We start from the raw sequence: 12,882 nt of genomic DNA on the forward strand, positions 1-12,882 counted from the left end.
CCATTCTTATGGGGCTCTCCGGCGGTGGAGTTATCCACAGGCGGAGGCGACGCCCGGGCGCATTGTCAGTGGCAGGCGTTAGCGTCGTGGACGTGAAGCGATCGACTCAAGCAAACCGGGTGGAACCCATGGCAGGCACCGACCGCGAGAAGGCGCTGGACGCCGCGCTCGCACAGATTGAACGGCAATTCGGCAAGGGCGCCGTGATGCGCCTCGGCGACCGGCCGAACGAGCCGATCGAGGTCATCCCCACCGGGTCGACCGCTCTCGACGTCGCTCTGGGTGTCGGCGGCCTGCCGCGCGGCCGGGTCGTGGAGGTCTACGGGCCGGAGTCCTCCGGTAAGACCACCCTCACCCTGCACGCCGTGGCCAATGCGCAGAAGGCGGGCGGCACCGTCGCGTTCGTCGACGCCGAGCACGCGCTCGACCCCGAGTACGCCCGGGCCCTGGGCGTCGACACCGACAACCTCATCCTCTCCCAGCCGGACACCGGCGAGCAGGCGCTGGAGATCGTGGACATGCTGGTCCGCTCCGGCGCGCTCGACCTGATCGTCATCGACTCCGTCGCCGCCCTGGTGCCGCGCGCGGAAATCGAGGGTGAGATGGGCGACTCCCACGTCGGCCTCCAGGCCCGGCTGATGAGCCAGGCGCTGCGCAAGATCACCAGCGCGCTCAACCAGTCCAAGACCACCGCGATCTTCATCAACCAGCTCCGCGAGAAGATCGGCGTCATGTTCGGCTCCCCGGAGACGACGACCGGTGGCCGGGCCCTGAAGTTCTACGCTTCGGTCCGTCTGGACATCCGCCGCATCGAGACCCTCAAGGACGGCACCGAGGCGGTCGGCAACCGCACCCGCGTCAAGGTCGTCAAGAACAAGGTCTCGCCGCCCTTCAAGCAGGCCGAGTTCGACATCCTCTACGGCCAGGGCATCAGCCGGGAGGGCGGCCTGATCGACATGGGCGTGGAGCACGGCTTCATTCGCAAGGCCGGCGCCTGGTACACCTACGAGGGCGACCAGCTCGGCCAGGGCAAGGAGAACGCCCGCAACTTCCTCAAGGACAACCCCGACCTCGCCAACGAGATCGAGAAGAAGATCAAGGACAAGCTGGGCGTGGGCGTCAAGCCCGAGACCCCGGCCGCCGAGCCCGGTGCGGATGCGGCGGGTGCCGCCGCGGGCGAGCCGGCCAAGTCGGTGCCCGCCCCGGCGAAGTCCGCCGGGAAGGCGGCCAAGGCCACGGCGGCCAAGAGCTAGTCCGCGGTCGTGTCCGAATCATCCGAGGCAAGGCCGCGGCGGACCGGGTGGCCCGAGCCGCGCGGACCGCACGCGGACGACCGTACGGGCGGTGGCGCCCTCTCCCCGTCGAGGGCCGGGGACGGAGCGCCACCGCCACCGGAGGAGCAGGCGCGGGCCATCTGCCTGCGCCTGCTCACCGGATCCCCCCGCACCCGCAAGCAGCTGGCGGACGCCCTGGCCAAGCGGGGGATACCGGACGAGGTGGCCGATGAGGTGCTGTCCCGCTTCGAGGACGTGGGCCTGATCGACGATGCGGCCTTCGCCGACGCATGGGTCGAGTCCCGCCACCACGGCCGGGGCCTGGCCCGCCGCGCCCTGGCGCGCGAGTTGCGCACCAAGGGCGTGGACCCGTCGGTGATCAGCGAGGCCGTGGGCCGGCTCGACTCCGAGCGGGAAGAACACACGGCCCGTGAGCTCGTCGAGCGCAAACTGCGCGCCACCCGCGGCCTGGACCGGGAGAAGCGTCTGCGCCGCTTGGCCGGAATGCTGGCCCGCAAGGGCTACTCCGAGGGCCTGGCCCTGCGCGTGGTGCGCCGCGCGCTGGAAGAGGAGGGCGACGACCCGGAGCTGCTGGAGCACTACCTGCCGGGCGTCTGAGCGGCGGGCCGGGGTGCGGCACCGGCACCGCCGCCCCGCCTCAGCGCGCCACCGGCAGCCCCGCCGCCCGCCACGCCTGGAAACCGCCCGCCAGATCCGTGGCCCGGTGCAGGCCCAGTTGCCGCAAGGAGACGGCCGCCAGCGATGAGGCGTAGCCCTCGTTGCAGATGACGACCACCCGCAGGTCGTGTCCGGTGGCCTCGGGGGCGCGGTGTTCGCACAGCGGGTCCAGCCGCCACTCCAGCTCGTTGCGCTCGACCACGAGTGCTCCGGGTATCGTTCCGTCGCGCTCGCGCAGGGCGGCGTAGCGGATGTCGACCAGCAGACCGCCCTCGGCGTGGACGGCGGCGGCCCCCGCCGGTCCGAGGCGCTCGAGCCCCGCGCGGGCGGCGGCCAGCAGCTCCTCGACCCTCATGACCACTCCTGCGGCCACTCGACTTCTTCCAGCCGCAGCACCTGACCGCTGCGGCTGTAGCGCCGCATCATCGGCAGCGGCGGATAGTAGGCGTGCACGGACACCGCATGCAGCTGTGCCGAGGCGTTGAACACCTGGTGCACATGGTGCGGGCCGAACGCCCGGCCCTGACCGCCCGCCAGCTCCCGGCGGCGGTCGACGCCGTCGGCCAGTTCCAGCAGCTTCCACCCCTCGGTGGGCAACTGGGCGGCCAGCGACTGCTCGGTCAGCTGCCCGGCGGCCGCGGCGAAGGCGCCGTGCGAGCCGCCGTGGTCGTGCCAGCCGGTGCCGCTGCCCGGTGGCCAGCCGATCAGCCATGCCTCACCGCCGCCCGGCCCTTCCAGCCGGATCCAGGTGCGGCCCTGCGGATCGAGGGGCAGAGAGGCGACGAGCGCGGTGTCGGCCGCGGCTCGGCGTGCGAAGTCGAGGAGATCGGCGGCGGATGGCGCGCCGGATGGCGCGGCGGAGTGCGCAGCCGGACGTACGGCAGGGGACACGAGAACCGTCCTGAGTGATCGCGAAGGAGCGCGCGGGCACCGGACGCGGGCCGCGCGGAGAGAAAGCGGATCAACAGGACGGACGACAGACGCAGCCGGCGTAGCGGACGAGGTCCAGATGGACCCTCCGCCAGAAACGCGCACCGCTGTCAGTCACGCTCCGGAGTCAACCACGGCTGTACGGGGCGGTCAACGATTGGCCGTAGCCTCACGGGTGGCGGCCTCCGGCGCGGTGCCGGGCACGCGCTCCAGGGCGTTGCCGGTCGCGCCGTCGTGCACCGCGTCCGTCCCGGCAGCGCCCACCGCTCCGCCCCGTGCCGTGTCCGCACAGGCGTACAGCTCGGCGGGGCGCGCTCCGGACAGTGCGGCCACCAGATGGCCGTCCGGGCGCACCACCAGCACCGTGTGCGCCGCGGCCCCCGGATACCCCTCGGCGACCAGCAGTTCCGACGGCATGGGCAGTGCCGAGACGGCCGCCGCCAGCCCCGGCATGAGCCCCGCGCCCAGCCAGTGCCGCCGCTCCCAGACGGCGGTGCCCGGAGCGATGAGCACCACGAGCAAGTCCCCTCCCAGCCGGTCCCGCAGCCTCACCTGTGATCCGTCGGGCGCGGTCACCGGCACATCCTCGACCTGCGCCCCCACCGCGGTGGCGACGGACGCCGCACCCGTGGGCGGCTCGGAGGGAATCAGGGGCGTACGGGAGTACACAGGAGGCGCGCCGAGTATGCCGCGCCCCAAGTGCCCCTCGGTCAGCAGCGCGTCGTGGCTGCGCACGGCACCCGGCACGACCGTGCGCCGTACCGCACGCCACCCGCCGTCCCCGCGCACCGAGGGCAGCGCGCGGTCGGCGGCGCGCAGCCGCGCCGCGACGGCCCCCCTGCGCTCGGCCTGATAGCTGTCGAGCAGGGCGTCCGAGGCGCCCTGGTGCCAGGCCAGCGCCAGCTTCCAGGAGAGGTTCTCCGCATCCCGCAGCCCCTCGTCGAGCCCCTGGGTGCCCAAGGCCCCCATCAGATGCGCCGCGTCCCCGGCGAGGAAGGCGCGCCCCGACCGCCAGCGGCGCGCGAGGCGGTGGTGCACGGCGTGCACGCCGGTGTCCAGCAGCTCGTACGGCGGCACATCCCCGCACCAGGCGCTCAAGGAGTCGCGCACGCGGCTCAGCAGGGCGTCCGGGGTGACCAGTTCGCCGTCCGCGGGCAGCAGCCAGTCCAGCCGCCACACCCCGTCCGGCAACGGCCGGGCCGTCACCTCGCCGCCGCGCGGCGGCGACCGGTGCAGCACGGCCTCGTCCGGCCAGGGCAGCTCGGCGCGCAGCGCCGCGACCGCGTACCGCTCCACCGCCGTACGGCCCGGGAAACGCGCGCCGAGTAGTTTGCGCACGACCGAGCGGGACCCATCGCAGCCGACAAGGTAACTCGACCGCCACACCCCGCCGTTGCCGCCCCGCGTGTGCACCGTGACGCCGGTTGCGTCCTGTTGCAGAACGGTCAGCTTGCTGTCCGCAACGATCTCCACGCCCTGCTGTCCGGCGAGCGCGGCCCGCAGCTCCCGGGTCAGCGCGTGCTGCGGCAGATGCAGCGGTGACGGATCTCCTGCCGCCTCGCCGCCGTCCTCGGCGTTGTTCTCCGGATCCTCGAAACCGTCCGGCTCGCCGTCCTTTTCGGGCTCGCCGCGCCCGGTGAACGGCATCCGGTCCACCACCGTCCTGCGCCGGAGGGTGCGCCAGCCCGCCCACCGGGCGCCCTCCGAGGTCGTGCACCCCAGCCGCTCCAGGAAGGCGCCGGTCTCCGGGCGCAGCACGGCCGTCCGGGCCAAGCGGTGCTCCTCCAGGGCGGCGTCGTGCGCCGGGGCCTCGTCCAGGACGATGACGGGTACCTCGTACCGGGCCAGGGCCAGGGCCAGGGTGAGCCCCACCGGGCCGGCTCCGACCACGGTCACCGGGTCCACGGCACGCCTCCCTGGCGCCCGCCGCGGCTGCTGCCCCCACCGAGGGCGTGGTGCGTACGGGACGTACGGGGACTGGCGGGCGGAAAACGGTGCGCGATCACAGAACGTATGCAACCCATTGCCGCAGCTTGCGTCAAGTGATCAGTGGTGCCGCGGCGGTGCGCCGGACGCGTGCGCCCCGTCGGTTCCGGCCGGACCGACGGGGCGTCACCCACTGGTGCATCAGTGGTGGTTGGTGCCGTCCGCGCCGGAGGCTCCGGGGTCGGGTGCGGCGGCACCGAGCGCGGGACCGGCCATGACGGCCGCGCCGGTGGCGGTCATCGGCGGAGGGGAGCCCTTGCGCGAGCGCTGTGTGCGCCGTTCGACCCAGGTGGCGACGGAGGACAGCGCCAGGCACATCAGGATGTAGAGGGAGCCGAAGACGATGACCATCGGGATGAACGCGTAGACGCCGTTCACCGGCCGGGTCTGCTGCGCGAACGACTTGCCGACGAACAGCAGCTCCTCGTAGAGGATGATGAAGCCGAGCGAGGTGTCCTTCAGGGTCACCACGAGCTGGCTGATGATGGACGGCAGCATCATGCGGACGGCCTGCGGGACGAGCACGCTCGCCATCACCTGGGTCTTGCGCAGCCCGATTGCGTAAGCGGCCTCGCTCTGTCCTTTGGGCACGGCATTGACGCCGGAGCGGAAGATTTCCGCCTGGACCGAGCCGTTGTAGAGGGTCAGCCCTATCACCAGGGCCCACATGGGGTTGGAGGTGAACACCGCCGCGTACAGCAGGAAGATCATGATCAGCAGCGGCATGGCCCGGAAGAACTCCACGACCACCGTGGCCGCCCAGCGGACGGGCTTGTGGTCGGAGAGGCGGGCGGTGGCCAGCAGTGCGCCCAGCACGAGTGACAGGGCGGCGGCGATGGCGAAGGTCTTGACCGTCGTCAGCAGGCCGTCGACGATGCGCTGCTGGGTCTCGGTGTACTCGTAGGCGGTCCACAGCCCGGACTGGAACTGGCCGGTGTCGTCCAGCCGGTAGCCGATGAAGGCGATCAGGCCGAGGAGGGCGAGGGTGGAGAGCCCGCCGTAGAGCCGGTTGCGGGCCCGGCCCTTGGGCCCCGGGACGTCGTACAGGACGTTGCCGCTCATCGGGCCACCGCCAGCCGGTTCTCCAGCAGCCGGAACAGGCCGCTGATCGCAAACGTGATGATGATGTAGCAGACCGCGATCCAGAGGAAGATCACGTAGATGTTGTAGCCCGCGTCCGCGTTGAGCGACTTCTGCACGGAGCCCAGTTCGGTCACGTTGAAGCCGGAGGCGATCGCCGTGTTCTTGGCGAGGGCGATCATCAGGCTGCCGATGGGCGGGATCGCGGTGCGGGTGGCCTGGGGGAGCACGATCTGGGTCAGCGTCTGGCCGAAGGTCATCCCGATGGAGCGGGCGGCCTCCGCCTGGCCCACCGGCACCGCATTGATGCCGGACCTCACGGCCTCGCACACGAACGCCGAGGTGTAGCACCCCAGGGCCATGACGGCCAGCCAGAAGGAGTCCCAGCCCTTGAGGCCGAGGGCCGGCAGGCCCAGGGTGACGGCGAGGAAGAGCAGTACCAGCGGGGTGTTGCGCAGCAGCGTCACCCACGCCGTGCCGAATATTCGCAGCGCGGGCACCGGGGAGACGCGGAACGCCGCGACGGCGGTGCCCAGCACCAGGGCGAGCAGGGCGCTGAGCGCCGTCAGTTCGACAGTGCCGATGAAGCCTTCGCGGAACATCGCGAAGTTGTCCGACAGAACGTCCACGTCAAGTCTCCGGAAAGCGCGTGCCGGGCCGGCGGCGCGGTCAGTAGCGGTCGATCGCGGGCGGGGTCGGGGCGGCGGCCCCCGAGAGACCCAGGGTGGCGTCGTACGCCTTCTTCCAGTCGCCGTTCTTCTCGTGTGCCTCGATGGCCTTGTCGACGGCCTCGCGCAGCGCCGCGTCGTCCTTCTTCAAGCCGACGCCGTAGGGCTCCTTGGAGAAGGGGTTGCCGACGACCTTCAGGGCGCCCTTGTTCTCGGCGGCGTACCCCTTGAGGATCGCGTCGTCGGTGGTGACCGCGTCGACCGAGCCGTTGACGAGGTCCTGCACGCACAGCTGGTATCCCTGCTGGGCCTTTGCCTCCGCGACGCCGTACTTGGGCTCCTTGATGCGCTTGAGCGGCGTGGAGCCGGTGGCGGAGCAGACCTTCTTGCCCTTGAGGTCGTCCGGGCCCTTGATGCTGCTGTCGGCCTTCACCAGCAGGTCCTGGCCCGCCACGTAGTACGGCCCGGCGAAGCCGACCTGCTTCTTGCGCTCGTCGTTGATCGTGTACGTGCCCACGTACAGGTCCACGCCGCCGCTGGCGATCTGCGTCTCACGGGCTTCGGAGGGCACCGTCTTGAACTTGATGTGCTTCTCGTCGAAGCCGAGGTCGGCCGCGATCATGCGGGCGATCTCCACGTCGAAGCCGGACCGCGTCTTGTTGCCGGGGTTCTCGTAGCCCAGGCCCGGCTGATCGGCCTTGGTGCCGATCGTGATGTCCTTGCCCTTGATCTTCTCGAAGACGGACGATCCCTTGACGTCGGCCGAGGTGTTCACCTGGTAGGTCGGCGCGGCCGGTGCGGACGAGCTGCCGCCGGACTTGTCGCTCTTGTCGTCGGGGCTGCCCGACTTGCCGCAGGCGGTCGAGGTCGCGGCGAGCGCCAGCACCACGGCGGCCGCCGCGGCGGTGTTGCGGAGCTTCATGGAGAACATCCTTTGCGTCTGCGGGGCGTTGGACGGCGGGTGTTGAACCGGTCCGAGCGGCTGGGGACGTTCGCGAGGTTCGCGAGAGGGAAACCAAGCGGAAAACCGGTGGGAAAACCAGAGGGGAAACGGAGACAGCCGGAAGGATGTTTGAACCGTGGAAGTCCGCAAATGGCGCACCGCCCACGGACTTCCGCATCAGTGGTGCAGGATCTTCGACAGGAAGTCCTTCGCCCGGTCGCTGCGCGGATTGTTGAAGAACTGGTCCGGCCGCGCCTCCTCGACGATCCGGCCGTCCGCCATGAAGACGACCCGGTTGGCCGCCGAACGTGCGAACCCCATCTCGTGCGTGACGACGACCATCGTCATGCCGTCCCGCGCGAGCTGCTGCATGACCTCCAGCACCTCATTGATCATTTCGGGGTCGAGGGCGGAGGTCGGCTCGTCGAAGAGCATCACCTTGGGGTCCATGGCCAGCGCGCGGGCGATGGCCACCCGCTGCTGCTGGCCGCCGGAGAGCTGTGCGGGGTACTTGTCCGCCTGCGCGCCCACCCCGACCCGGTCCAGGAGGGTGCGGGCGGTGGCCTCGGCCTCCTTGCGGTCCTTCCTGCGGACCTTCACCTGGCCCAGGGTCACGTTCTCCAGCACGGTCTTGTGGGCGAAGAGGTTGAAGGACTGGAAGACCATGCCGACGTCCGCGCGCAGCCGCGCCAGCTCCCTGCCCTCCTGGGGCAGCGGCCGTCCGTCGATGCTGATCGACCCCGATTCGGTGGTCTCCAGCCGGTTGATGGTGCGGCACAGCGTCGACTTCCCGGACCCCGACGGTCCGATGACGACCACGACCTCGCCCCGGGCGATGGTCAGATCGATGTCCTGGAGCACATGCAGCGCGCCGAAGTGTTTGTTGACCTTTTTCAGGACGACCAGTGCGTCCGCGGCGGGCGCCGCGTCCTTGGTCACCGATACCTCGCTCATCGGCGTTCCTCGCTCCGTCCTCCTCGGTTGGGGTGGACCCTAATGAGCCGGAACTACCAGCGTCATTACATCTGAGCTGAAATTGAGCATAACGATCCGGCTTCAAACGGACACTCACCGTCAACACGGCGCACGGGGGCGCGCGGGCGTACCGGCTGCATAACGGAAGCCCCCTGACGGGCAGAACCTCTTGACGCGCCGGGGGTTCATCGGCGTGGATGCGGTGTTGCGCGCGCCACAGCCGCCCGGAGGGGGCCGATGAGACTGCTGCTCGTGGAGGACGACGACCATGTCGCCGCGGCCCTGTCGGCCGTACTGGCCCGGCACGGCTTCGAGGTCACCCACGCCCGGAGCGGTGAGGAGGCCCTCCAGGCACTGCTGCCCGCCGACGGGGCCCCCTTCGCCGTCGTCCTGCTCGACCTCGGGCTGCCCGACCAGGACGGCTTCGAGGTCTGCGGCAAGATCCGCAAACGCACCACCACGCCCGTCATCATGGTGACCGCCCGCTCCGACACCCGCTCGAAGATCCACGGATTGAACCTCGGCGCCGACGACTACGTGGTCAAGCCGTACGACACCGGCGAACTGCTCGCGCGCATCCACGCCGTCGCCCGCCGCACCCCGCCCGCGGACAGCGCGCCCGGACGGCCGGGGGACGCCGGGGGTCCGCGTGCCCTGCGGCTGGGGCCCGTGATCATCGAGCTGCCCAACCGCCGCGTCAGCGTCCATGGCGTCACCGTCCCCCTCACCCGCAAGGAGTTCGACCTGCTGGCGCTGCTCGCCCAGCGCCCCGGAGTGGTCTTCCGCCGCGAACAGATCATCAGCGAGGTGTGGCACACCAGTTGGGAAGGGACCGGGCGCACCCTGGAGGTGCACATCGCCTCCCTGCGGTCCAAACTCCACCTGCCCGCGCTCATCGAGACGGTCCGTGGCGTCGGCTACAAGATCGTCGTCCCGGTGTAGGGGCCGTACGAGACCGTGCGCACCCGACTGCTCCCCCTGCTCATCGTCCTCATGGCCGGCGTCCTGCTCGCGCTCGGCTTCCCGCTCGCCGCGGGCATGGCCGCCGTACAGCAACAGCGGGTGGTCGTCGACCGGATCGACGACACCGCCCGCTTCGCCTCCCTCGCCCAGTTCGTCAGCACCCAGCCCTTCGAGGCGCCCGAGGACGGCAACGACAACGAGCGCCTGCGGACGCTCCAGACCGAACTCGCCCGATATCAGGACCTGTACGACATCAGGGCCGGAATCTTCTCCAGAGGCGGCAAGCCGCTGAGCGTCGCCCCGGCCGACTGGGTCCTGCCGCCCACGGGCGAGGGCAGGGACGCCTTCCTGGAGGCGCTCGCCGGACGCCGCAGCCACGACCCGAGCCAGGTCTGGCCCTGGCGCCGTAACCGCCTCACCGTGGCCTCACCCGTCATCCGTGACGGTGATGTCGTCGCGGTCGTCGTCACCGACTCGCCCACCGGGCAGCTGCGCTCGCGGATCCTGCACGACTGGCTGCTGCTGGCCTCGGGCGAGACCGCCGCCATGCTGGTCGCCCTCGCGGCCGCCTTCCGGCTCACCGGCTGGGTGCTGCGGCCCGTACGGACCCTGGACGCCGCCGCCCACGGGATCGCCACCGGCCGGCTGAACTCCCGCGTCGCCGCCGACAGCGGACCGCCGGAACTGCGCCGCCTGGCCCGCTCGTTCAACGAAATGGCCGACAACGTCGAAGACGTACTGGAACAGCAGCGCGCCTTCGTCGCCGACGCCTCCCACCAGCTGCGCAATCCGCTCGCCGCCCTGCTGCTGCGCATCGACCTGCTCGCCCTGGACCTCCCCGACGGCCATGCGGAGGTCGCCTCGGTGCGCGCCGAGGGCAAGCGGCTCGCCCGGGTCCTGGACGACCTGCTGGACCTGGCCCTGGCCGAACACGCCGCCGCCGACGCCCAGCTGACCGACATAGCCGAGCTCGTCACCGACCGGGTCGGAGCCTGGTCCCCGCTCGCCGACCGCGAGCGGGTCACCCTCGCCTACGACGGCCCGTCCGCGGTCACCGGCTGGGCCGACCCGACGGCCCTCTCCAGCGCCCTGGACGCGGTCGTGGACAACGCCCTGAAGTTCTCGCCCGAGGGCTCCCGCGTCGAGGTCTCCGTCGAGGTCCACGCCGACCGCGTCGACATCACCGTCGCCGACGGCGGCCCCGGGCTCACCACGGAGGAGCTCACCCGCATCGGTGACCGCTTCTGGCGCAGCAACCGCCACCAGAACGTCTCCGGCTCCGGCCTCGGCCTGTCCATCTCCCGCGCGCTCCTTGCCGCGGGCGGCGCGACCCTCACCTACGCGCCCAACGAGCCCACCGGCCTGCGGGCGACGATCGGGGTGCCGCGGCACGGCAGCTGACCCCGGACGAGGCCCTGGTCGCGTCCCTAACTGGTCTACGGCACGACGTTCAGGGCTTCACCGACACGTAATAGCGGCGCGCACCGGCGTGCAGCGGCAGCGGGGTGGTGTAGATCGCCGTACGGAGGTCCACCTTCTGCGCGGCGTGGACCCTGGTGCCGATGCGGTCGCGGCTCCGTATCACCGTCCGCGTGATGCTCTCGGTGAGGTCCGGGTCGGCGCTGTCCATGGTCACCAGCAGGTTGGCCACCGCGATCGTCTTCACCACCTCGGTGGCGTGCAGCCCGGGATAGGCGTCCACCGGCATGATCGCCGCCCGGTAGTAGCCCGCCTGCTGCCCCTGCGCATGCAGCGGGCCCAGCAGATCGCCGAGCTGCACCAGCCGGATCGGCGTCCTGTCGCCGAGGGACGTGACGGCATTGGTGGGCAGCCCGCCGGACCAGAAGAAGGCGTCGATCTCGCCCTTCTCCAGCAGCCCGGGCATCTTGTCGATGCCCACCCGCACCGGCTCGATGTCGGAGTCGAAGTCCAGTCCCGCGGCCTTCAGCAACCGCCGGGTGATCAGCTGCACCCCGGACGAGTCCGCACCCACCCCGACCCGCTTGCCCTTGAGGTCCCGGGCCGACCGCACCGGAGAGTCCCTGCGCACCACCAGCTGCATGTAGTCGTCGTACAGCCGCGCGCACGCGCGCAATTGGTCGGCCCCCGGCTGCCGCCGCTCGCGGTACGTGGCGACGGCGTCCGCAGTGGCCAGCGTGAAATCCGCCTTGCCGGCCGTGAGCTGCCGGAGGTTGTCCAGGGACCCGGCGCTGCGCCTGAGCGTCACCTGCAGTGCCGGCAGATCCTGCGCCAGGTCTTCCTTGAGGAGATCGCCGTACTTCGCGTACACGCCGGTCGGCACCCCGGTCGCAAACGAGATCCGCCCGCTGGGGGCAGGCTGCCCGCCCTGCGGCAGCAGCCACCACGTCAGCAGCGCCAGCACGGCGGCGGCCACCGCACCGGTCTGTACGGCGCGGCGCCTGTCCGGGAGCGGAAGTCGGGGGGCCATGGGCGGATCCTGCCAGCCTCCGCACCCGCGTACCAGGCTGCCTGCGCGACCTGCACCGGAAGGAAGCGGGGCGCTCGCACCCCACCGCGCGCCGGGCTACGAGCGGCGGCGAGGCTTCCCGCGCTTGGCGCCCTTCGGGGCGCCCTTGGGCCCGCCCGCACCACGCCGCGGGCTCTTGCCGGCCGCAGTCTTTCCCGCCCCTGTCTTGCCGGCCGCGGGCTTGCGCCGTGCACCGCCCGCATCGGAGCGCTTGCTCTTCGGCTGCGCCTTGTCCTGGGCCTGGGCCTGGGAGCGCCCCCGCGAGCTGTTGACGGTCCGCCCGCGGACGATCCCGATGAAGTCCTCCACCAGGTCGGTGGTCTCCTCCTCCGGCCACGACAGCACGACGCTCGACTGAGGGGCGTCGGTGACCGTCCGGTACGTGAGGTCCTTGCGGTGGTGCAGTCGGGCGAGCGACTGCGGGACGACGAGCACGCCCACCCCCGCCGCCACGAGCTCGATGGCATCCGCCGTCGTGGCGGGGCGCTCGATCGCGGGCCGTCCCGGCAACTGCTCCCAGCCGAGGACGTCGTCGAGGGGGTGCAGCACGATTTCGTCGGCCAGGTCCTCGGTGGCCACCTCGTCGGCCGCCGCCACGAGGTGGTCCTTGGGGATCACGACGACCGTCGTCTCGGTGTAGAGGGGGATCGCGCTGAGGACCGTCCGGTCGACCGGCAGCCGCACGATTCCGGCGTCGGCACCGCCGTCCCGCAGCACCTCACCCGCTTCGGCGGGGGGCACCGGGACGAGCGTCAGCGGGACGTCGGGCAGCCGCTCGTTCCAGATCCGCACCCACTTCGTGGGCGTCACTCCCGGGACGTACGCGAGCCGGAACGAAGGGGATACATCCGAGCCTGTCACCCCGCCAGGCTACCGGTCGTGGTCGGAGGTAGCGCA

14 protein-coding genes are annotated in these 12,882 nt (G+C 71.3%); 4 read left to right on the top strand and 10 right to left on the bottom strand.

Annotation, left to right across the window (positions count from 1 at the left end; all coding sequences use genetic code 11):
• Nucleotides 1-128 precede the first annotated feature (128 nt).
• Both recA and recX read left to right on the top strand, forming a co-directional pair.
• The gene (gene recA / locus FHS39_RS23790) at nucleotides 129-1,253 is read left to right on the top strand and encodes a recombinase RecA (protein WP_184351521.1); all 1,125 of its coding nucleotides are present in this window, start codon (nucleotides 129-131) and stop codon (nucleotides 1,251-1,253) included.
• Between the two features lie 9 nt (nucleotides 1,254-1,262).
• Nucleotides 1,263-1,892 carry a recombination regulator RecX gene (recX, locus tag FHS39_RS23795; RefSeq protein ID WP_184351522.1) on the top strand — a complete coding sequence of 210 codons (630 nt, stop codon included), beginning with the start codon at nucleotides 1,263-1,265 and terminating at the stop codon, nucleotides 1,890-1,892.
• 40 nt (nucleotides 1,893-1,932) lie between these two features.
• Here recX and FHS39_RS23800 read toward each other — a convergent pair whose 3' ends face one another.
• The 8 genes from FHS39_RS23800 to FHS39_RS23830 all read right to left on the bottom strand — a co-directional run bounded on the left by FHS39_RS23800 (nucleotide 1,933) and on the right by FHS39_RS23830 (nucleotide 8,513).
• The gene (locus FHS39_RS23800; RefSeq protein WP_184351524.1) at nucleotides 1,933-2,307 is read right to left on the bottom strand and encodes a rhodanese-like domain-containing protein; all 375 of its coding nucleotides are present in this window, start codon (nucleotides 2,305-2,307) and stop codon (nucleotides 1,933-1,935) included.
• Entirely contained in the window at nucleotides 2,304-2,843 is a 540-nt protein-coding gene (locus tag FHS39_RS23805; RefSeq protein ID WP_184351526.1) for a cupin domain-containing protein, read from the bottom strand. Before FHS39_RS23805 ends, FHS39_RS23800 begins: the two co-directional genes overlap by 4 nt.
• Before the next feature lie 70 nt (nucleotides 2,844-2,913).
• Nucleotides 2,914-3,000: a putative leader peptide gene (locus tag FHS39_RS26090; protein ID WP_361520831.1), complete on the bottom strand. Its 87-nt coding sequence runs from the start codon at nucleotides 2,998-3,000 to the stop codon at nucleotides 2,914-2,916.
• Nucleotides 3,001-3,032: 32 nt separating this feature from the next.
• On the bottom strand, nucleotides 3,033-4,787 hold the full coding sequence (locus FHS39_RS23810) for an FAD-dependent monooxygenase (RefSeq protein WP_184351528.1): 1,755 nt from the start codon (nucleotides 4,785-4,787) through the stop codon (nucleotides 3,033-3,035).
• A gap of 222 nt (nucleotides 4,788-5,009) precedes the next feature.
• On the bottom strand, nucleotides 5,010-5,930 hold the full coding sequence (locus FHS39_RS23815; protein WP_184351530.1) for an amino acid ABC transporter permease: 921 nt from the start codon (nucleotides 5,928-5,930) through the stop codon (nucleotides 5,010-5,012).
• Nucleotides 5,927-6,577: an ABC transporter permease subunit gene (locus FHS39_RS23820; protein WP_184351532.1), complete on the bottom strand. Its 651-nt coding sequence runs from the start codon at nucleotides 6,575-6,577 to the stop codon at nucleotides 5,927-5,929. Before FHS39_RS23820 ends, FHS39_RS23815 begins: the two co-directional genes overlap by 4 nt.
• 40 nt (nucleotides 6,578-6,617) lie before the next feature.
• Complete coding sequence (locus FHS39_RS23825) at nucleotides 6,618-7,538, bottom strand: glutamate ABC transporter substrate-binding protein (protein WP_184351534.1); 921 nt, start codon at nucleotides 7,536-7,538, stop codon at nucleotides 6,618-6,620.
• Between the two features lie 198 nt (nucleotides 7,539-7,736).
• Nucleotides 7,737-8,513: an amino acid ABC transporter ATP-binding protein gene (locus FHS39_RS23830; RefSeq protein WP_184351536.1), complete on the bottom strand. Its 777-nt coding sequence runs from the start codon at nucleotides 8,511-8,513 to the stop codon at nucleotides 7,737-7,739.
• A gap of 258 nt (nucleotides 8,514-8,771) precedes the next feature.
• On the opposite strand from FHS39_RS23830, the gene FHS39_RS23835 reads away from it, so the two are divergent.
• A complete protein-coding gene (locus FHS39_RS23835; protein WP_184351538.1) occupies nucleotides 8,772-9,476 on the top strand; it encodes a response regulator transcription factor in 705 nt (234 codons plus the stop codon).
• Nucleotides 9,477-9,491: 15 nt separating this feature from the next.
• Complete coding sequence (locus FHS39_RS23840; RefSeq protein WP_184351540.1) at nucleotides 9,492-10,898, top strand: ATP-binding protein; 1,407 nt, start codon at nucleotides 9,492-9,494, stop codon at nucleotides 10,896-10,898.
• Between the two features lie 49 nt (nucleotides 10,899-10,947).
• Here FHS39_RS23840 and FHS39_RS23845 read toward each other — a convergent pair whose 3' ends face one another.
• Together FHS39_RS23845 and FHS39_RS23850 are read right to left on the bottom strand one after the other, a co-directional pair.
• Nucleotides 10,948-11,946 carry a TAXI family TRAP transporter solute-binding subunit gene (locus tag FHS39_RS23845; RefSeq protein ID WP_184351542.1) on the bottom strand — a complete coding sequence of 333 codons (999 nt, stop codon included), beginning with the start codon at nucleotides 11,944-11,946 and terminating at the stop codon, nucleotides 10,948-10,950.
• 96 nt (nucleotides 11,947-12,042) lie between these two features.
• A complete protein-coding gene (locus FHS39_RS23850) occupies nucleotides 12,043-12,846 on the bottom strand; it encodes a LysR substrate-binding domain-containing protein (protein WP_184351544.1) in 804 nt (267 codons plus the stop codon).
• Between the last annotated feature and the right edge of the window lie 36 nt (nucleotides 12,847-12,882).

The organism is Streptomyces olivoverticillatus (genome assembly GCF_014203555.1).
Lineage (GTDB): Bacteria > Actinomycetota > Actinomycetes > Streptomycetales > Streptomycetaceae > Streptomyces > Streptomyces olivoverticillatus.